Source organism: Clostridium sp. HBUAS56017, assembly GCF_007115085.1.
Taxonomy (GTDB): Bacteria; Bacillota; Clostridia; order Clostridiales; family Clostridiaceae; genus Clostridium; species Clostridium cibarium.
Window position 1 is genome coordinate 24,027 of sequence record NZ_SULK01000023.1, and the last position, 20,261, is coordinate 44,287.

General features: G+C 30.3%; 18 protein-coding genes. 13 read left to right on the top strand and 5 right to left on the bottom strand.

The features are described 5' to 3' along the window. Positions 1–276: 276 nt before the first annotated feature. Together FAY47_RS16455 and FAY47_RS16460 are read left to right on the top strand one after the other, a co-directional pair. The gene (locus tag FAY47_RS16455; protein ID WP_143318021.1) at positions 277–1,026 is read left to right on the top strand and encodes an MBL fold metallo-hydrolase; all 750 of its coding nucleotides are present in this window, start codon (positions 277–279) and stop codon (positions 1,024–1,026) included. A 51-nt stretch (positions 1,027–1,077) separates the two neighbouring features. Further along, on the top strand, positions 1,078–1,818 hold the full coding sequence (locus FAY47_RS16460; RefSeq protein WP_143318022.1) for an NADPH-dependent oxidoreductase: 741 nt from the start codon (positions 1,078–1,080) through the stop codon (positions 1,816–1,818). 195 nt (positions 1,819–2,013) lie between these two features. Here FAY47_RS16460 and FAY47_RS16465 read toward each other — a convergent pair whose 3' ends face one another. Beyond that, positions 2,014–2,355 (bottom strand): helix-turn-helix domain-containing protein, encoded by a 342-nt coding sequence (locus FAY47_RS16465; RefSeq protein WP_143318023.1) that lies wholly within the window; start codon positions 2,353–2,355, stop codon positions 2,014–2,016. A 276-nt stretch (positions 2,356–2,631) separates the two neighbouring features. On the opposite strand from FAY47_RS16465, the gene FAY47_RS16470 reads away from it, so the two are divergent. Next, positions 2,632–3,267 (top strand): flavodoxin family protein, encoded by a 636-nt coding sequence (locus FAY47_RS16470; RefSeq protein ID WP_143318025.1) that lies wholly within the window; start codon positions 2,632–2,634, stop codon positions 3,265–3,267. A gap of 239 nt (positions 3,268–3,506) precedes the next feature. Here the strand turns inward: FAY47_RS16470 and nagA are convergent, their stop codons facing one another. After that, positions 3,507–4,637 carry an N-acetylglucosamine-6-phosphate deacetylase gene (nagA, locus tag FAY47_RS16475; RefSeq protein WP_143318026.1) on the bottom strand — a complete coding sequence of 377 codons (1,131 nt, stop codon included), beginning with the start codon at positions 4,635–4,637 and terminating at the stop codon, positions 3,507–3,509. Positions 4,638–4,914: 277 nt separating this feature from the next. Between nagA and FAY47_RS16480 the strand changes: the two genes are divergently transcribed. From FAY47_RS16480 to FAY47_RS16510, 7 genes are all read left to right on the top strand, one after another. Beyond that, positions 4,915–5,640 (top strand): GntR family transcriptional regulator, encoded by a 726-nt coding sequence (locus FAY47_RS16480; RefSeq protein ID WP_143318027.1) that lies wholly within the window; start codon positions 4,915–4,917, stop codon positions 5,638–5,640. Between the two features lie 21 nt (positions 5,641–5,661). Next, positions 5,662–6,396 carry a glucosamine-6-phosphate deaminase gene (gene nagB, locus FAY47_RS16485; RefSeq protein ID WP_143318028.1) on the top strand — a complete coding sequence of 245 codons (735 nt, stop codon included), beginning with the start codon at positions 5,662–5,664 and terminating at the stop codon, positions 6,394–6,396. A gap of 337 nt (positions 6,397–6,733) precedes the next feature. Continuing rightward, positions 6,734–7,711, top strand: coding sequence for a mannose/fructose/sorbose PTS transporter subunit IIA (locus FAY47_RS16490; protein WP_143318030.1), 978 nt, complete (start codon positions 6,734–6,736; stop codon positions 7,709–7,711). Between the two features lie 35 nt (positions 7,712–7,746). Continuing rightward, positions 7,747–8,553 carry a PTS mannose/fructose/sorbose transporter subunit IIC gene (locus tag FAY47_RS16495; RefSeq protein WP_143318031.1) on the top strand — a complete coding sequence of 269 codons (807 nt, stop codon included), beginning with the start codon at positions 7,747–7,749 and terminating at the stop codon, positions 8,551–8,553. Positions 8,554–8,572: 19 nt separating this feature from the next. Beyond that, a complete protein-coding gene (locus tag FAY47_RS16500; RefSeq protein WP_143318033.1) occupies positions 8,573–9,484 on the top strand; it encodes a PTS system mannose/fructose/sorbose family transporter subunit IID in 912 nt (303 codons plus the stop codon). Between the two features lie 152 nt (positions 9,485–9,636). Then, complete coding sequence (locus FAY47_RS16505; RefSeq protein WP_143318034.1) at positions 9,637–10,011, top strand: DUF956 family protein; 375 nt, start codon at positions 9,637–9,639, stop codon at positions 10,009–10,011. 260 nt (positions 10,012–10,271) lie between these two features. Then, complete coding sequence (locus FAY47_RS16510) at positions 10,272–11,183, top strand: DMT family transporter (protein ID WP_143318036.1); 912 nt, start codon at positions 10,272–10,274, stop codon at positions 11,181–11,183. A gap of 163 nt (positions 11,184–11,346) precedes the next feature. Here FAY47_RS16510 and FAY47_RS16515 read toward each other — a convergent pair whose 3' ends face one another. The 3 genes from FAY47_RS16515 to FAY47_RS16525 are packed head-to-tail and all read right to left on the bottom strand — an operon-like array spanning position 11,347 to position 15,779. Next, positions 11,347–12,354, bottom strand: a complete 1,008-nt coding sequence (locus FAY47_RS16515) for an arabinose ABC transporter substrate-binding protein (RefSeq protein WP_143318037.1) — start codon at positions 12,352–12,354, stop codon at positions 11,347–11,349. 39 nt (positions 12,355–12,393) lie between these two features. Next, positions 12,394–14,022, bottom strand: coding sequence for a response regulator (locus FAY47_RS16520; protein WP_143318039.1), 1,629 nt, complete (start codon positions 14,020–14,022; stop codon positions 12,394–12,396). A 26-nt stretch (positions 14,023–14,048) separates the two neighbouring features. Continuing rightward, positions 14,049–15,779 carry a histidine kinase gene (locus FAY47_RS16525; RefSeq protein WP_143318040.1) on the bottom strand — a complete coding sequence of 577 codons (1,731 nt, stop codon included), beginning with the start codon at positions 15,777–15,779 and terminating at the stop codon, positions 14,049–14,051. Between the two features lie 329 nt (positions 15,780–16,108). Between FAY47_RS16525 and FAY47_RS16530 the strand changes: the two genes are divergently transcribed. From FAY47_RS16530 to FAY47_RS16540, 3 genes are all read left to right on the top strand, one after another. Further along, a complete protein-coding gene (locus FAY47_RS16530; RefSeq protein ID WP_143318042.1) occupies positions 16,109–17,842 on the top strand; it encodes a solute:sodium symporter family transporter in 1,734 nt (577 codons plus the stop codon). Positions 17,843–18,168: 326 nt separating this feature from the next. Beyond that, positions 18,169–19,746 carry a multicopper oxidase domain-containing protein gene (locus FAY47_RS16535; RefSeq protein ID WP_143318043.1) on the top strand — a complete coding sequence of 526 codons (1,578 nt, stop codon included), beginning with the start codon at positions 18,169–18,171 and terminating at the stop codon, positions 19,744–19,746. A gap of 103 nt (positions 19,747–19,849) precedes the next feature. After that, positions 19,850–20,212, top strand: coding sequence for a hypothetical protein (locus FAY47_RS16540; protein ID WP_143318044.1), 363 nt, complete (start codon positions 19,850–19,852; stop codon positions 20,210–20,212). The last annotated feature ends 49 nt before the right edge of the window (positions 20,213–20,261 follow it).

Consider the following 20,261-nt stretch of genomic DNA (forward strand, 5'->3'; position numbering starts at 1 on the left):
ATAAAAATATTATTAAGTATCAATACTAAAATCTCAAATTCAAGATACATCATCAATGCAGAGGGTAATCGCAAAAGAAGAGATAAATAATTTAACTTTTAATGAAAATATTTAAATAGTGTATTGACAATTACAATTAAATTGAATACAATTTAATTGCAACCTACATAAAATTCTTATATAGGTTCCTTAATACTTTTAAAAAGATAAAATTAAGTTTTTTAAAACTTAATTAGTTTACTAATAAAAAATAATAATATATTGGAGGGATAGGTTATGAAAATTTTAGCCTTAGAATTTTATAATAATGGAAGAATGAAGGAAGCGTTTGCTTTAGGAGGATCTCTTGAAAAAGAAAAGATTGATACTACTAAAGAATATCCTGCAAGTTTGCAAAACTATTTGATCGATACAGGGAGTGAAGTTATATTAGTTGATACAGGGCTTCCTGTTGAAACACCTGACTTTGAAGATAAGCCTGATCAAGCACTTTATATGGGAGAAAAGGTTGCAAACTTTACAGAAGCATTAAAAAATATAGGATATGAGCCAAAAGATGTTAATAAAATTATTTTAACTCACAAACACCCTGATCATGCTGGCGAATTAAGATTATTTGAGCATGCACAAATTTATATTTCACGCATTGAAGCTGATGCTATGAAGATAAATGGTGAAAATATAATTAAGGTTGATTTTACTGATGGTAAATATAAAAACTTTGCAGAAAGTCAAATTATAAGCGAAAATATTATAATGTTGCCAGCTTATGGACATACTACTGGTAACTCATTAGTTATTGTTGAAAATAACGACTTAAAATATATGATTCATGGTGACGTAACTTATACTGATGAAGCTTTAAGGAGAAATAAATTATCTGTAGTTTTCGAGGATAAGGACTTGGCACAACAAACATTAGAAAATGTAAGAACTTTTGTTAAAGAAAATGACACTGTTTATTTAGGTACTCATACTCCTGAAGCTTTGGATTCATTACAAAATAATATTATTATGAAACTATAAAAATATAATCTATTTTTTACTTAGTTAAAATATTTTATGGAGGGACTATTTATGAATAATACAATAAATACAATGAAAAATCATAGATCAATAAGACAATATTTAGATAAAGATGTTTCAGATGAATTAATCGATGAAATTGTCAAAAGTGCTCAAGCTATGCCTAACTCAATAAATGGACAACAAACATCTGTTATAGTTGTAAGAGATAAAAAGAAGAGAGAAAAATTAGCAGAACTCGTTGGTAATCAAGAATATGTTGCAAAAGCTCCAGTATTCTTAGTATTTGTGATGGATTTCTATAGAACTTATCTTGCAGGTGAAAAAACTGGTCTTAAGCAAGTAATTCATGAAGATATAGAAGGTATTCTTGCAGGAGGTGTAGATGTTGGAATAGCTTTAGGAGCGTCTGTTGTTGCTGCCGAATCATTTGGACTTGGCACAGTACCTATTGGAGGTATCAGAAAAAATCCAGAAGAAGTTATAGAAATATTAGGATTACCTAAATATACTTTTCCAATGGTAGGTTTAGTTATTGGATATCCAGCCGATGAATCACATAAAAAACCTAGAGTTCCTTTTGATAGCTTTAAGCATAACGAAAGTTATGATATAAAAGCTGTTGAAGATTCAATTAATGTTTATGATGAACAAATGGATGAATATTTAAAGGAAATTGGAAGATCTGAGCAAGAGACAAATTGGAGTACTTTCACTTCAAGAATTTATCAATCAGTTTATTATCCTAAAGTTAAAGAGGCTATTAATAAACAAGGATTAAAAACTAAGTAATTGGTATATAAATTATTTATAATTATGGTGGATTTTAAAGATCATGCTTTGTTTCCATCATGAAACCCACGATAATACAGAGGTGTATTGTTGTGGGTTTTATGTTTTTTAGAGAAAATGAGAGTTAGTTATATTTAGGCTGCAAGTATATTCGAAGAATTATATAATATCTTTAATTCAATATACTAAATTGAATTATTTGCATCCACTGTCTAAGTGAGAATAATATTTAATAGACCAAGACTCAATTTCTTTAATGATTTTAGTAAGGTCTCTTCCTTTTTTAGTAAGATAATATTCAACTTTTGGTGGGATTTCAGGATAAATATGTTTATTTATTAAGTCGTCATTTTCTAATTCTTTAAGCTTTTCATTTAATACCTTTTGACTTATTCCCTTAGTTATTCGTTGAAGCTCTAAGAATCTTTTAGGTTCATCATATAAATGACATAATAAAACTGCCTTCCATTTACCCCTGATAAAATCCATTGCAAAATCTAATAAACATACATAGTGCCTACCATTATAATTTATCATTTGCTTACCTACCTTTAATCTTTTATATTTAATAAAACTTGATTAACCATGCAGTAGAATTACAGTATATACCAAGTAACTTCATAATAACAAATTTCTAAATTAAAATAAACATATATTATTTTTAAGTGAAATTTTACTTTATACTAACATAGATATTGCAATAAATCTTACTTAAAGGTAAGTAATCTAACTAAAAAGTGCGTACTTGTTACCTATATTAGTGAACCATATAATAAACATATGTTTGGAAATAAATTATATGGAGGTATATATATGAAAGTAGTTGTTTTTAATGGAAGTCCTAAAAAGAATGGAAATACTTATGAGGCAATAAAGGCCGTAGTAGCAGAGTTAGAGAAAGAAAATATAGAGGTAGAGATTATTCATGTTGGAAATAAGATAATACGTGGATGTGTTGATTGTGGAGGATGCAGTAGAAACATGAATGAAAGATGTGTTATGCAGAATGATGAGGTTAATGATTGGATTCAAAAGATGAAGGAAGCTGATGGAATTATTCTAGGTTCTCCTGTACATTATTCAGCTATACCAGGAACCATGAAATCATTTTTGGATCGTGCATTTTTAGTTACATCTGTGAATAATGGAATGCTTAGACATAAGGTAGGGGCTAGTGTGGTGGCAGTAAGAAGATCCGGTGGTGTTCCAACATTTGAACAGTTGAATAATTATATCAATTATTCAGAGATGGTAATACCATCATCAAATTATTGGAATGTAGTTCATGGCAGAGAACCAGGGGAAGCAGTACAGGATCACGAAGGGATGCAAATTATGAGTGTTCTAGGAAAGAATATGGCATGGTTATTGAAGGTTATTGATTCTGGTAAAAATAATGTAAAGGAAAATGAAAGAGAAGATAAAATATTTACCAACTTCATAAGATAAGCGTTGAAGGTAAATGTAAATAAACTATGCAATAAAGATCTCTACGGGTGTACAGCAAATTGATTCATGACTGTAAAATGATAGAGTGAAGATCCAGATGAATATTATGGATATGATAGATAGAGTTGATAGAGCATACTTCTCCTCCACTATGAAACCCACAAAGTCCAGTATTCGGATATTGTGGGCTTTTTGTTTTTTCTTAAATTGAAAGAAGTATTGGTTTATCTCATTGAGTATTACAATATTTCCTTTCCTAAAATGAAAACTTTCTTTATATTAATATCATCATCAAATAGTATTAAATCAGCATCATAACCTTCTTTAATTTGCCCTTTATGATCATCTACTTTACAATGTCTAGCTCCGTTGAATGAAGCCATCTTCACGATTTCGTGTAGAGGTAAGTCTGAATTTTTATATACGTTTCTAACTGCCTTATCAATAGTAAGTACAGAACCTGCTAAAGCTCCATTTTCTAAACGGGCTTCATCATTGTTTACTATAACTTTTTGTCCACCTAATGAATATTCTCCATTTGGCATGCAACAAGCCATCATAGCATCAGATATTAACAACACATTGTCAGTCCCCTTTTGCTTATATGCAATTCTTAAAGCTGGATATGAAATATGAATTCCATCAGCAATTGTTTCTGTAGTTATATTGCTGTCAAAAATAGCCCCTACAGCTCCTGGATTTCTATGATTTAAAGGTGTCATTGTATTGTATAAATGAGTTGAATGACTAGCGCCACACTCTATTGCTGCAATCATTTCTTCGTAAGTTGCATTTGTATGACCTAGTGAGCAGATAACTCCGGTATCTGATATGTACTTGATAAGTTCTTTGGCACCATCAATTTCTGGTGATAGGGTTATGGAAACAATAATACCTTCATAATCTTTTACTATGCCCTTATAAGTTGAAATAGACGGGGATAGAATATGTTTAGGATTTTGTGCGCCAATTGCTTTTGGACTTACAAAAGGACCTTCTAAATGAACGCCTAAAACATGTGCTCCTTCAGAACCAATTTTCTTCAGAGTTTTTATAACACCTAATGATTTTCTGATATCTTCTATAGAAACAGTCATAGTAGTAGGGGTAAAGGCAGTTGTTCCATGCTTAACTATTGTTTTAGCAATGGTATTGATTGCTTCACTGGTACCGTCCATTGTATCATAACCACCTGCACCATGAATATGAACATCAATAAAACCAGGTGAAACATATAATCCTTTTGCGTCTAATGTATTTTCATCGTGGTATTTAGCGGGATTTATTTCTTTAATTTTTCCGTTTTCTATAAGAATTGAGCCTTTTTCTATTCTATCTAGATAAATAATATTGCAATTTTCTATTATCATATTATGCTCCTTTAAGTGTAATTTCTTATGTTGTACAACTGGATATTGCCAGTTGTTTATATTAAGTATATATGATTAGTAAAGGAATTTTCAAGTACATATTGACACAAATATAATAATTAATTATAATTTTATTGTAGTGGTAATTACCACTTTAGTATAAATTTCTATAGCTGGTATGGTTAAAGGAATTCCTTTATTAAACAATTCATGTTTTATTTTATATTAAGTAAGGGTATAATAATCATAAACTGCTAGAACTAAAAGAGGTGCATTTATGATTGAAATTGATAAGAAGTTGACAATTCCGTTATATGTTCAGCTAATGAATATTCTTATTGAAAAAATACAAAATGAAATGGAAGAACATGATAAATTGGATTCTGAAAGAGAAATTTGTAAAAAGTATGGGGTTAGTAGGACAACTGTAAGGGAAGCTTTAGATGAGTTAGAAAAGAACAAATATATTTATAAAGTACAAGGAAAAGGAAATTTCATATCTCCTAGAGTAGTAGAACAAGATTTAATAAAAGTTTCGTCCTTTACAGAAGAAATGAAAAAGCATGGAAAAAAACCGACTTCAAAATTGTTAAACTTTGAGATTATTGAAGCCAGTAATGAAATATCTACAAAATTAAAAATAGAAAAAAATGAACTCGTATTTAAGATCTCAAGAATAAGGATTGCAGATGATATCCCGATGATATATGAAACAACATATTTGCCATATGAAAGATTTGAAGAACTAACTAAAGAAATGATTGAAAAATTTTCGCTGTATGAATTGTTAAAGAATACTTTCAATGTAAATATTACATCAGCAGAGGAAGTAATTGAGAGTGTTTTAATAAATAAATTGGAAAGCATTTATTTGAAAATACCTCAAGGACAAGCTGGATTAAAATTTGAAAGAATAGCATATGAGCAAAAGGGAATCATTGAATATACTATAACTATAGCAAGAGGAGACAAGTATAGGTATAGGGTTTGTTTAACTAATTAACAACAAAGGAGAGTATTATAAATGAAGTTACTAGTAGTTAAAGATTATGAGGAAATGAGCTCTGTTGTATCTGAAATATTTAAAGATATAATCACTGAAAAAGCAGATGCTGTTTTAGGGCTTGCAACAGGAAGTACTCCAATTGGATTGTATAAAAAACTTATAGAAATGAATAAAAATAAAGAAATAGATTTTAGTAATATAAAAACAGTAAATTTAGATGAATACGTTGGACTTGGAGAAGAAGATCCTCAAAGTTATCGATATTTTATGAATAAGAATTTGTTTAATCACATAAATATAGATAAAGCCAATACATTTGTTCCAAATGGCTTAGCAGAAGATCTTGAAAAAGAAACTAAAAGTTATGATGAAAAAATAGAGGAATTAGGTGGTATTGATATACAAATTCTCGGAATTGGAAGCAATGGCCACATTGCATTTAATGAACCAGATGATTTTTTGATATCAGAAACACATGTAACTAATTTAGCTAAAAGTACTATCGAAGCAAATTCAAGATTTTTTAAATCAATAAATGAAGTGCCTACTAGGGCTATAACTATGGGAATTGGACAAATAATGAAAGCAAAAAAAGTATTACTGTTAGTAAAGGGAGAAGATAAAACAGAAGTTATAAAGGAATTATTAGATGGAAATATTACAACAAATAATCCTGCAACAATGTTAAAATTACATAAAGATGCAACTATAGTAATAGATGAAACAATGAAAAATAAAATTAAAAAAAGTTAAGAAATATGTTGCATATTGGAGAATAGAATGTTATTATGAAAACGTAGCCATAAGAAAGGAATCTAATAAAGATTCCTGAATATATTATAAAAATAATAATAATATCTAGCGTGTTACTGATTCGATCAGGCATAAGCATAGGTAAATAAAATAATTTAGTATTTGTTTGTTATATTACAAGTTTTGTACAGTCTTACAAGGTATCATCATATTTTTTTTATGATTCAATTTTAGTGTACAAGTAGTGTAATGAGATTTAAACATATATTATTGGGTTTTATTTCTGAATGCTTATGCCTTTTGTTTTTGTAGCAAATAAAAAATAGGAGGTATAAAAATGGTAGGAATTATTCTTGCTAGTCATGGAGACTTTGCTAAAGGCATATTGCAATCTGGAGCAATGATTTTTGGAGAACAAGAAAACGTGAAAGCTGTTACGTTGATGCCTAGTGAAGGACCTGATGATATTAAAGCAAAAATGAAAGATGCAATTTCATCCTTTGACAACCAAGATGAGGTTTTATTTTTAGTTGATCTTTGGGGTGGTACACCATTCAACCAAGCGAATACTCTATTTGAAGAACATAAAGATAAATGGGCAATCGTAGCTGGTTTGAATTTACCAATGCTGATTGAAGCTTATGGTTCACGTCTTTCAATGGAATCTGCACAGGAAATTGCAGCTTTTATTTTAAATTCAGCTAAAGAAGGAGTTAAAGTTAAGCCTGAGGCATTGGAACCAGTAGATACTGGTAAATCTAATGTAGCTTCAGCGGGGCAATCTAATGCAGGTGCACCTGGAACATTTGAATATGTTTTAGCTAGAATCGACTCTCGTTTACTTCATGGTCAAGTAGCAACTGCTTGGACAAAAACTGTAAATCCTACACGAATTATCGTAGTGTCAGATGCGGTGGCTAAAGATGAGCTTCGTAAGAATTTAATCACACAAGCTGCTCCTCCAGGGGTTAAGGCTCATGTTGTACCAGTTGATCATATGATTAAGCTTGCAAAAGATGATCAACATTTTGGTGGACAACGTGCAATGCTTCTTTTTGAAAATCCAAAAGATGTACTTAGAGCAGTAGAAGGTGGAGTTCCTTTGAAAACGGTTAATGTTGGTTCGATGGCTCACTCTATAGGTAAAGTTCAACCAAACAAAGTTCTTGCTTTCAATCAAGAAGATATTGATACTTTCAATAAGCTTAAACAATCTGGACTTAATTTCGATGTTCGTAAAGTACCAAATGATTCAAAGGGAAATATGAACGAAATACTTAAAAAAGCACAAGAGGAATTAAATAAAATAAAATAATCTAATAATTTAAATAAAAAGGAGGATTAATAATCGTGACTTTAAATATAATTCAAATAATATTAGTCATTATTGTAGCATTTCTAGCTGGTGTAGAAGGTATTTTGGATGAATTCCATTTTCACCAACCAATAATTGCTTGTACGTTAATCGGCTTAGTTACAGGTAACTTAGTTCCATGCTTAATCTTAGGTGGTATGCTTCAAATGATTGCCTTAGGTTGGGCAAATATAGGTGCTGCCGTAGCACCAGATGCAGCATTAGCATCTGTTGCATCTGCAATCATCCTAGTTCTTGGAGGACAAGGTAAAGAAGGAGTTACTTCAGCAATCGCTATTGCTGTTCCTCTAGCAGTTGCAGGGTTATTATTAACTATTATTTGTCGTACTATTGCTACAGCATTTGTACATTTTATGGATTCTGCTGCTAAACAAGGAAATCTAAAAGCTATCGAAATGTGGCAAATCGCTGCTATTTGTATGCAAGGTATACGTATTGCAATTCCAGCAGCATTGATCTTAGCAATTGGCGCTGGTCCTATTAGTTCACTACTTGATTCTATGCCTGCTTGGTTAACAGATGGTTTAGCAATTGGTGGTGGAATGGTTGTAGCTGTTGGTTATGCAATGGTAATCAACATGATGGCTACAAAAGAAGTATGGCCATTCTTTGCAATCGGTTTTGTATTAGCAACTGTTTCACAAATTACACTTATCGGATTAGGTGCAATAGGTGTAGCATTAGCTCTTATTTACTTAGCACTTGGTAAACAAGGTGGCTCAGGCAATGGTGGAGGCTCAAATACAGGAGATCCATTAGGCAATATCATAGATAATTACTAAGAAGGGAGAGGAAACGAAAATGTCAAAAGAATTAAAATTAACAAAAAGAGATCGTATTTCTGTTTGGTTCCGTTCATTTTTCCTTCAAGGTTCTTGGAACTATGAAAGAATGCAAAACGGTGGTTGGGCATTTGCAATGATTCCCGCAATCAAAAAATTATATAAAACTAAAGAAGATAGAGCAGCTGCATTAGAACGTCACTTAGAGTTCTTTAACACTCACCCATATGTAGCTTCACCAATTATTGGTGTAACATTGGCTTTAGAAGAAGAACGTGCAAATGGTGCACCAATCGATGATGTAACTATTCAAGGGGTTAAAGTTGGTATGATGGGACCTTTAGCTGGTATCGGAGATCCAGTTTTCTGGTTTACTGTTAAACCAATTTTAGGGGCATTAGCTGCTTCTCTTGCTATGACTGGTAACATTCTTGGACCACTTATTTATTTCTTTGCTTGGAATGCAATTCGTATGTCATTTATGTGGTATACACAAGAATTTGGTTACAAAGCAGGATCTCGTATTACTGATGATTTATCAGGTGGTTTACTACAAGATATCACAAAAGGAGCATCCATCCTTGGTATGTTCATTTTAGGATCATTGGTTAATAGATGGGTATCAGTTAAATTTGCGCCAGTAGTATCATCCGTTAAATTAAGTGATGGTGCATTCATTGATTGGAGCAAACTTGCTGATGGAGCAGAAGGTGTTAAACAAGCTCTATTACAACAAGGATCTGGTATGTCATTAACTGATACTAAGGTTACAACGCTTCAAAATAACTTGGATTCATTAATTCCTGGACTTGCAGGATTATTAATTACACTTCTTTGTATGTGGTTACTTAAGAAGAAAGTATCTCCAATTGTTATTATTCTTGGGTTATTTGTAATTGGTATTGTATTCCACTTAATCGGTTTAATGTAATATTTTTTACTTAGCCTAGGCTTTTATAGCCTGGGCTTTTTTAACCACTTTTAATGGACTTTGGAATAATTGATAGAAATATATATAGAATATATAATAAAAGTATATAATTAAAAATAAATGTGTGTATAAGTAGAAAAGAGGTAGATTAGATGGTTCAATCACTCAATACAAAGGTGGATCTAACAATTGATGCAACAGCTTTTACTGGCTTTTCAGATTATGGCAAAATTATGATTGGTGACAAAGGCTTTGAATTCTATAATTCTCGTGATATTAGTAAGTTTATACAAATTCCTTGGGAAGAGGTTGACTATGTCATTGCATCCGTATTGTTTAAAGGAAAGTGGATTCCACGATATGCAATCCGAACGAAGAAAAATGGTACATATACTTTTGCTTCTAAAGATGCAAAAAAAGTACTTCGTGCTATTCGAAATTATGTTGACCCAGATCATATGGTTTATTCGTTAAGCTTTTTTGATGTAGTGAAACGAGCGGTGAAATCCATATTTAAGAAGAGTTGATTTAGATGCTTTATATAATTTTATGATTTATAATTAGGCATATACATAAGTTAACATAGTATTAGAAAATAAAATTAATATGTAAAACATAATATATTTTACTTGACAATTTACAGCAATGATTTTATACTTTAATAAAAAATTTAATAATAAAACCTTTTTAGGATGTGGATTTTTCTAGAGAAGTTCTATTTTCGCCACACAATTATCAATGTGATAATTGTGTGGCTTTTTTGTGTTTTAAAGGAGGAGGAATAATTTTGAGAAAATGGCATTATGCATTGGTTGTTTTTTTAGGCGGATGTAGTTATGGAATATTATCAACATTTGTAAAGCTTGCTTATTCAGCAGGTTTTTCATCAACAGAGGTAACAGGAGGACAATATTTTTTTGGAACAGTGCTTATATGGTGTGTTGCTTTATTTACAAAAAAGAAAAAATTATCATTGAAACAAACTTTAAAGCTTGTTTTATCTGGAATTCCATTTGGGTTAACAGGTTTGTTTTATTATCAATCATTAAAAACACTCAATGCTTCATTAGCAATAATTTTTCTATTTCAATTTGTCTGGATTGGTACAATATTTGATTGGATATTTAATAATAAAAAACCTAGTAAACAAAAACTTATGTCCATAGGTATTGTACTGATTGGTTCTGTTTTAGCTGCAAATGTTATTTCACAGAAAGGAGGAAACTTTTCATGGCAGGGAGCAATTTGGGGATTGCTTGCTTCATTCACTTATACAGGTTTTATTTTTCTTAGTAGTTCAGTTGAGAAAGATACACCACCAGTATTAAAAAGTGCACTTATTTCAACAGGTGCTTTAATAGTCATATTTTTGTTGTTTCCACCAAAATTTTTATTAGACTTTTCTGTGCTAAAAGGGTTAACTCAATATGGATTGATACTGGGAATATTTGGGGTTTGTCTTCCGCCACTTTTATTCTCAATTGGAATGCCACATGTTGGGCCAGGACTTGGAACTATACTATCTGCTTCTGAGCTTCCAACGGCTGTGACTATGTCATCATTAGTTTTATCAGAGCACGTGAATTGGATGCAATGGATAGGGGTAATACTTATATTGGTGTCAATTATAGGCTGTAATATAAGAAGTGAAAAAGATGCTAGGGAATCATCTAGTGACGTACAAGAGAGTTGTGTTTAAATTTTAGTTCATTCATAAAGGAAAACAAGGAGATACTAAATGGTACTTTAAAACCTAGTAAGAAAAAGAGTTTTTATTGGTATAAGAACTCTTTTTCTAGCAATGGTAAAGTCAATTTCTTAGTAGCTTTAAATTTAAGCATACATACATGTCCCTTTTAATTTCACAGACCATTAATTAAAGTGGTTTGGTCTTGATAGTTATCTCTTGTAATTATTTTGTCATTAACTAAATATTTATCAGGTATTTTTTTATTAAGTAACAGATTTTCAATGAGTTTTTCAGCAGCAATTTCTCCTACTTCAGTAGCACTTATATATGCAGAGGCTATAAGAGGGGAGTTTTGTTTTTGAAATTCGTCCTTTGCTACATAGCCGCCTACGCCTACAACTACAGCACTTTCTGCAAGGCCCGATTGTTCAAGTGCTTTTATTGCTCCAATTGTACCAGCTTCATTGGCAGACATGACAAACCAATTTTTTATATTTTTATTAGCGTTTATAGTGGAGGCTGCAGAATAAAAACTTTTTTCAGACTGTCCATTATATTCTGATTGAAAAATATTTTCTTTAGGAAAATCAGGAAAGCTTTCTTTGAATGTATTTAATTGTCCTTCAGTTCTAGGTATGCAACTAGAAACTGAATCCATTGTCATAAGTAGAAGGCCTGAGGACTTAGGGTCAGTAAGTTTATTATTATTTTTTAAGTAATCTACCATAAGGTTAGTCATATCTCGACCTATTTGATTAGAATCTATTCCGACGAAAGGAGTAAGATAATTGCCTTTATCATCAGTAAGGGGATCATCACAGGCGATAATAGGAATATTTGCTTTTTTGCATCTATCAACAGTAATTTTACTTAATTTTTGATCAGGAATACATATTAATATACCATCTACTTTTTGAGTAATTAAGTTGTCTAAAGCAGATAAATATACATCAGGGTTCATTTTAGCATCTATGGTAATTACATCTTTTGCACCCATTTCTAAAGCTTTATTTTTAGCAGCTTCACTTTCTTCTTGAAACCAGGTTTCGTCTAAAGTTTTATAAATAACAGCAATAACTAAATCAGATTTTTTATTATCTTCCGTATTAGATATCTTGTTATAAGAAAAAATAAAGGTAGAAAAAATTACAATTACAACTAAAGGTATTTTTTTATTCATGTCAATATAAATTCCTTTCATTAGTTTAGAAATATAAAATTAATTATGATTTTCGAAGGTGGAGTCTCTAAATTGGTTTGGTGTAATACCTGTAACTTTTTTGAAAAGTATACTAAATTGTTGAGGACTACTGAAGCCAAGTTTAGCTGATACTTCGTAAAGTTTGTAATTAGTGGATAATATTATTTCTTTAGATTTTTCTATTCTAGCTTTTAGAATATACTGTGTTACATTTTCACCTGTTTCTTCTTTAAATATCCTACATAAATAAACCTTATGAACATTAATATTTGTAGCTATATCTGTTAGGCTTAGTGAAGGATTATATAAGTTTTTATTTATGTAATTTATACAATCTGATACTTTTTTGCTGTATTTATTTTTGAAAAAATTGTTTGTTTTATAATTAATTATTTTAGTAAAAATTTCAATAAACCAACTTCTCATTTCTTCAATAGTTTCCTTTGTTGATAGGATTTCCATAGGTATATACGAAGTTGAAAAAATATCTTTATATTCTATGGAATACCTGTTACAAGTTTTTATTATCAAATCTAAAAGAGAGGAGTTTATATAATTAAGATAATTAAACTGCATAAATCCTCTTATGTCTTTGTCATATAAATGGGTTAGTTCTAAATTTAAGCTTTCTATATGGTTTTGTTCAATAGCTGCAGAAATAGAATTAATCCTTTTACTTAAAGTATTACTATCTAAGTTTAGACCTTTAACAAAGGTATTATTTAAAATTATAGTTCCATTTCCAAGGAATACCTTCATTTTAGAAAGTTTAAATACTTCATCCCAATACTTTTTTATTCCAAAAGGTTTTTTAAAGGTAGAACTTATACTTATGGTTAAACTAACATTATGTATCAGAGAAATTCTCCTTCGTATTTCTTGTGCTAAAGAATAACATTGATTTATTATGTCAGCTTCACTAGCTGTTGGAGTTAAACGTACGATAGCTGTAAATTCTCCATTTTCACTATAAAAACATTCACCAATATTAAGCTCGTCCATAACTTCATAAAAAGTTTTAATAATTTCTTTAAGAGTTTTTGTACAAAACTCTTCATTGTTTATATACTTAAAAAAGTTATCTATTTGAATGAAAAATAGGGCGAAAAGTTTTCCGTTTAAATTAAGGTTAAGGTTTTCAATAAGACTTAGACCATCATCTTCATTTATATCATTAAATATAAGTTTTCTAAGAGCTACATCCTTGTTTTCTTTAAAAAAATTCAAGAGTTTATGTTCTTTTCTAATTTCAGTTTTTTTGACATTTATATTATCAAGGTCAGTTTTTGTTTTTGCCAATATACCGTATAAATCATTAGGAGATATTAAATCTTTTATTAAATAATCTGTTATTCCCATTTTCATAGCCCTTTGAGCGTAAGTAAAATCTTCATAACAGCTAAGTATTAAAAATTTTTGAGATTTATTTATCTTTTGTATTTCTTCTATTAAATCTAAGCCATCCATAATAGGCATTTGTATGTCTGTAATTATAAGATCAGGGTTTATATTAGAATAGTTGTTAAGCGCTTCTTTACCATTTGAAGCACTAGATACTATTTTAAAATCAGTATCTTCCCAATTTATTATATAGGAAAGAATTTCACGTGCTGGTATTTCATCATCGACAATCATTACCTTGTACATATTGTTATTCTCCTTAAGTAGTATTTCTAATAAATATACGGAATGTTAAATTCTATACAAGTCCCAATTCCACTTTTGCTATATACATTTAAATTATATTCATTTCCAAAATATAGTCTTAGTCTTTCTCTTATGTTATCTAAACTAATACCATTAGAACCTCTATGAGAGGATTTTTCTTTGCTAAATCCAACACCATCATCTATGACTCTTATGGTTATAAACTCTACTTTTGCCAATATGTCTATTCTAATAGTACCAGATGGGCCTTTAGGTACTATTCCATGATAAAGAGAATTTTCAATAAGAGGTTGAAGTATCAGTTTTGGTATTAAACAGTTACTTAATTCTTCAGGTATATTACACACTAATCTAACTATGTCTCCATATCTATATTTTTGTATGTTTAAATAATTTTTCGTGCAGGTTACCTCTTCTTTTAAAGTTATAAGTTTTTTGCTTGTAGATATACTTTGTCTTAAGAGACTGTTAAAGGATTGAATAAGTTCTCTTATCTCTCCTTGATTATTTTTTATGGCTAAATAATTTATTGTATTAAGTGTATTATGTATAAAATGAGGATTTATCTGTGATTGTAATAAATCTAGCTGAGTTTTCACAGATTCTACTTCAAGTTTTTTGTTTTCTTCCTCTTCCTTATATATTTGGTTAATCAAGTCTTTCATATTATAAATCATCTTGTTGAAATTGTTTACAAGATATTTAAGTTCATCCTCAGTGTTAACTTCTAACTTGTCGGGCCATTCACCATTTTCAAATCTATTCATTGCTTTTGTAATAGCATGTATAGGATCTGTTATTTTTTTTGATGTAATATGACTGATAATGATTACAATTATGATACTAAATATACCTATACAATAAATTAGTACTTTAATAGCATTTAGGTTTTTAGTTAGAGAATCTAAAGAAATTAATCCGATTACTCTCCATTCTGGATATGCTTCTATAACACTATTAAATTCAATATATTTTGTATCGTTTACTTTCAAAGTATCATCATTAACTTTTTCTAGCATCGTTTTATCATAATCCATATTTCCTATCTTATATATTAAACTTCCGTTCTTATCAACAATAAAAGTACTATCAAAGACACCAGTACAATAGTCATCTATATTTGTAAATAAACTTTTTTTCTTTATGTTGAGCATAAGGTAGCCTATGAGAAAGTAATTTTCTTTATCTAAATATCTAGAAAAATAAGTTATGGTTGTTTTTTTATCATAATCAGGATCTACATAATTAAATGGAAAAGTATTGGGAGATGAGAATTTGTTTGAATAGTTACTTTCTATAAAATTATCAAACTCCTTATTTCCATAAATTAAATCACTATAAGGATATTGTGAATAAAGAGGATCCATTATTTTTTTATCAGTCGTTAAAGGAATAACGGAAGTTATATAGTTACTCCGTTTGCAATAGTCTGATAGAGAACTCAAAAATTCAGTATTAGTTGTTGAATCAATGTATTTATTTTTGTTAACCTTAGACATAAAATCATAAACAGTCTTATCGTTTTCAATCATATAAGAATCATGCCGTATAAAATCTAAATTTTCATTAAGTGTTTTAGAGATTACAGTTATTTTTTCTGTTGCAACATTATTATATTGCTTAATTATTTCTTTTGAAAATATAGAGCTTATGGATGATGTAATGGCTACTGTAAGGCTAAATATTATTATGGAAAAATATATAGTTATCCTATTTCTTACTCTTTTTATCTTCATTAATTATCACCTTAGGCAATTATAGCACTAAGGTTAAGCGATTTCAAAGTAAAAATGAAGTTTGCATAGGAGAAGTAGTTGTAGGAGTCTATGTGATTTTTCAAATTTAAAATTAAATTAAGTATTAAGTTAATATTTTATAAGAAAAGTTAATAATTAAGATTTTTATAATATAACGATTTCAATATAATATGATTAACGGTTACAGAAAACAATAACATCCTGTAGTTTACGAGGATGTTATTGTTTTATATCCATAGCTTTATTCTAGATAATAAGTAAACGTTATGGTATGTAATAATATTCATTAATTAAAAAGGAGAAAAAACATGTTAACCATTATTTCGTTTTTATTTTGTATTATATTAGTAGCAACAATTACTTATCGTAAGTTAAAAGGACAAAAAAATAACTCGAAGGATTCTTATTTCTTAGGAGGACGTAGTTTAACAGGAGGAGTAATAGGAGCATCTTTACTTCTTACGAATTTAAGTGCATCTAATTTTGTAGGGATGAGTGCTCAGGCATATAGTAGTAATATGAGTGTTATGGGATGGGAAGTCGGTTCCGGGGTTACTCTTGTAATTGTAGCTTTATTCTTACTTCCAAGATATTTGAAGCAAGGTATTACAACTGTACCAGATTTTCTTGAAGAACGTTTTGATTCAGGAGTTAAAAAGATAGTTTCATTATTATTTTTATTAGGATATGTTTCAAATTTACTTCCAATAACTCTTTATTCAGGAGCTATTGCACTAGCACAAATCTTTAACGTACAAGAAATGTTTGGAATAAGCTATACAGCTAGTGTTTGGATTATGGTTTGGGTTATAGGTATAATAGGATTTATTTATGCTATACTTGGAGGCTTAAAAGCAGTTGCAGTATCTGATACATTAAATGGTATAGGACTAGCTATTGGTGGATTAATGGTTCCTGTATTTGGATTAATATATTTGGGGCATGGTAGCTTTTCTACAGGATTATCAAATATGTTAGTGAATAATTCGGATAAGTTCAATGCTATAGGAACATCACATGATCCTATACCTTTTGGAACTATATTTACAGGAATGATTTTAGTTAATCTTTATTACTGGGGAACAGACCAAGCAATTATACAAAGAGCATTAGCTGCTAAAAATTTAGCAGAAGGTCAAAAAGGAATAATCTTTGCAGGGCTTTTAAAAGTATTAACGCCTTTAATAGTTATAATACCTGGAATTATAGCTTTTAATGTATATGGATCAGGAATTGAAAATCCAGATCTTTTATATTCAAAACTAGTAAATGAAGTTTTACCAAAACCTTTAATTGGTTTCTTTGCAGCAGCTATGTTTGGATCAGTATTAAGTGTATTTAATGGGGTCCTAAATAGTGCATCAACTTTATTTGCATTAAATGTATATAGTCCTATATTGGGAAAAGGAAAATCTGATAAAGAAATTATATCAAAAGGTAAGCAGTTTGGTCTTGTTTTAGCCATAATCTCTATGACTATAGCGCCATTTATAATGTATGCACCACAAGGCTTATTTGAGTATTTACAAACAGTAAATGGGTTTTTCAATGTTCCTATATTTACAATAGTCTTTATAGGTTATGTGACAAAAAAAGTTCCAGCAATAGCAGCAAAGGTATCTATAGTATTATTTGTACTAACTTATGGAACACTTCAATTAGTAATAAAACCAGATATACATTATCTTTATCAATTAGCTATTTTATTTGTAATCAGCTGTATAATTATGCTTGTTATTGGTAAAATCAAACCAAGAGATGAAGAATATATATTAAGAGACAATAAAGTTGTAGATATAAAACCATGGAAATATCGTTATGAAGCTTGTGGAGTTGTATTATTCTTAATGGTATCAATGTATATAGTTTGTTCAAAATTAGGATTTGCAAGTGAAAATGGAATAGGAGTTAAAACATTGATACCTATAGCATTAGTTGCAGCAGTATTGTATGCATTGGTAAAGGTTGTGAAGGCATGGAAGTGTAAAAAGGATTCTGATGTGGAGTTAGATTACAAAAACTCAGATGAAGTTTCATGTTAATTTAGATAGTATAGTAGAATATAATTATAATAAGGGGATGTATCAAAAGGTTATCTTGATATATCCCCTAAGTTTTTTATCTTTTTAAAGATGATAGAATTTCGGTAAAATATAGCAAAATTAATTTATACTCTTCTTATATTTTCGTCGACATTATGAAGGTGATATATCGTAACACTGGTAGAAAACGAAATGTATGAAGTATTTATTGGAAGCTGCTATTTTATATTTGTTTAATTCTTGGAAGTAACCTAAAGTATTTAATAATCATATTATATATTGAGTCAAAAGATAAAGTTTGTTTTTACACAAGGAGATGTATATATATGGCAATAAGGCACTATGTTTTACTAGCAACAGATGGTTTTATTTGTTTACCAAATGGACCTGATTTGTGCAGTAATACACCTAATCCATGCACTAGTGCATATGATCCGTGCACTGATCCGCAGTGTCCGTGCTCTGAAGATAGAAAAAAAGTTTATGTTTTTAGTTTTATTGGTGGACTTTATAAGGTTATAGATGAAGGTAATGTACAGTATGAAAACCCTGAACTTAATTGGAAGGATTCTAGAAAATGGCAAGATCTATTCAATTTAAGAGGTACTGGGACAATACCAGCTCCTATGATTTGGGGGGAAGTTGGAGACAGAATTTATATTACACTTATTAATCTAGGTATGAAGTGTAGACCTGATCTTATGGACCCACATACTGTGCATCTTCATGGTGCACATGTAGCAACACAACTAGATGGGTTTCCAGAGGCATCATTTGCAGTACCAATGTGGATGAAGCCCACAGAAGAGCCTCCTAATGCAACCTATTTCTTTGAACCTGAACATCCAGGAACTCAAATGTATCATTGTCATGTAGAGGCTTCTGAGCACGTCCAGATGGGGATGTATGGAGCATTAGTTGTCTATCCTTCAAAGAAAAGTCTAGAAAAAGCAGGTATTACTCAAGATCAAAAGGGAAGATGGTATTTACATCGTGAGCATCAATGTCAGATTCCAACAACTGCTACTAATAGAAACTTTGCCTATAATGATATAAACACCTATTTTGATAAAGAGTATGTAATGTTGTTATCGGATATTGATTCTGTATGGCATGATGCAGTATGGAAACCGGATCCAAATAATCCTTTCAATGCAGTGAATTTTAAACCAGATTATTGGCTTGTCAATGGCCGTGCCTTCCCAGACACATTACTTCCACATCCTCAAACACCGTCCTCAGGAAGTAATTCAAATTTGACACAAATTAATTATGAATCATACGTTCATATATCAACAAATGAAAAGTTCTTATTAAGGATGATTAACCTAGGTTATCAGGTTGTTCCTTGGCACATTCACGGATGGCATTTTACAGTTGTGGGTAAAGATGCTCACCCAAGTCCATTCCTAAAGATTGCTACTAAGTTGAATTATTTAGAACGTAATGACCCAATGGGATATATAGACGATATGGATTATATGGACAATATGGAGCAGATGGATCATGAATTGCAGAACATGGGATTTACAGCTACTATAGGTTCGGGAGAGACTTATGACTTACTATTAATAGCTGAAGATAAGAGACCTGTGTACAGAAAGTATATTGTTAAAGGCGAAGATAGTATTCAAGATAAAATTCCATCACTTTGCTCACAATTAGCTGATATGGAAGTTGCTGATATTCCTACAGAACCAGTTAATTGCCCCAATTATAATACAGTAAACTATATTGATATATGTCAAGGAAATCAAGGTGATGATAAATTTTTCCCACAGTTTTATCCAGCTCATAATCACGATGACTATAAAGTTACAAACAATGGGGTTTACCCAGGAGGTCAGCTAATTTTTATTCAAACTGATGCACCAAAAAATGTCATGAAAATGACGTTACAATAAACAATAAGCAAGATGATTGCTGTAATTAAATTTTAATGTTGATCTTATAAAGTAGGGGGTACCTGTTTAAAGTAGGGCCCCTTGATTAGGCAGGTGGTTTTAGTTGATAATTATACAATGGTTAATGAAGATATGGTATTTACTAACCTATAGATTTAAAAGAGAAAAACTGTATATTATAAAGGCTCAATTAAGTGGGGAGGGGGCTTTCATTGATATTAGGTATAGGATAACTAGACCTGATCGGGTGAAAGGTATAGAGAATATATATTTAGTTGATGAAGAAAGTAAGAAAAAATTTTATCTAATGAAACTTCCTAGGTATGGAGCAATACAAACAAAGCACCGTAAATATCAATATACAGGGATATTACTATTCCAAAATTTTGAGAATACGATAAAATCAGGGTCAAAGATTACATTAGTTTTTGGAAAGTTAGAAGTAAAAGGCATAATAATAAAATAATAAACTATGCAGGTAACCAGATATAAAACCCACTAAAATCTAAATATTA

Bases quoted from the DNA above. Each gene is read 5' to 3' on its own strand.
- FAY47_RS16455 (WP_143318021.1), top strand. From the start codon at position 277: ATGAAAATTTTAGCCTTAGAATTTTATAATAATGGAAGAATGAAGGAA.
- FAY47_RS16460 (WP_143318022.1), top strand. From the start codon at position 1,078: ATGAATAATACAATAAATACAATGAAAAATCATAGATCAATAAGACAA.
- FAY47_RS16465 (WP_143318023.1), bottom strand. From the start codon at position 2,355: ATGATAAATTATAATGGTAGGCACTATGTATGTTTATTAGATTTTGCA.
- FAY47_RS16470 (WP_143318025.1), top strand. From the start codon at position 2,632: ATGAAAGTAGTTGTTTTTAATGGAAGTCCTAAAAAGAATGGAAATACT.
- nagA (WP_143318026.1), bottom strand. From the start codon at position 4,637: ATGATAATAGAAAATTGCAATATTATTTATCTAGATAGAATAGAAAAA.
- FAY47_RS16480 (WP_143318027.1), top strand. From the start codon at position 4,915: ATGATTGAAATTGATAAGAAGTTGACAATTCCGTTATATGTTCAGCTA.
- nagB (WP_143318028.1), top strand. From the start codon at position 5,662: ATGAAGTTACTAGTAGTTAAAGATTATGAGGAAATGAGCTCTGTTGTA.
- FAY47_RS16490 (WP_143318030.1), top strand. From the start codon at position 6,734: ATGGTAGGAATTATTCTTGCTAGTCATGGAGACTTTGCTAAAGGCATA.
- FAY47_RS16500 (WP_143318033.1), top strand. From the start codon at position 8,573: ATGTCAAAAGAATTAAAATTAACAAAAAGAGATCGTATTTCTGTTTGG.
- FAY47_RS16505 (WP_143318034.1), top strand. From the start codon at position 9,637: ATGGTTCAATCACTCAATACAAAGGTGGATCTAACAATTGATGCAACA.
- FAY47_RS16515 (WP_143318037.1), bottom strand. From the start codon at position 12,354: ATGAATAAAAAAATACCTTTAGTTGTAATTGTAATTTTTTCTACCTTT.
- FAY47_RS16520 (WP_143318039.1), bottom strand. From the start codon at position 14,022: ATGTACAAGGTAATGATTGTCGATGATGAAATACCAGCACGTGAAATT.
- FAY47_RS16525 (WP_143318040.1), bottom strand. From the start codon at position 15,779: ATGAAGATAAAAAGAGTAAGAAATAGGATAACTATATATTTTTCCATA.
- FAY47_RS16530 (WP_143318042.1), top strand. From the start codon at position 16,109: ATGTTAACCATTATTTCGTTTTTATTTTGTATTATATTAGTAGCAACA.
- FAY47_RS16535 (WP_143318043.1), top strand. From the start codon at position 18,169: ATGGCAATAAGGCACTATGTTTTACTAGCAACAGATGGTTTTATTTGT.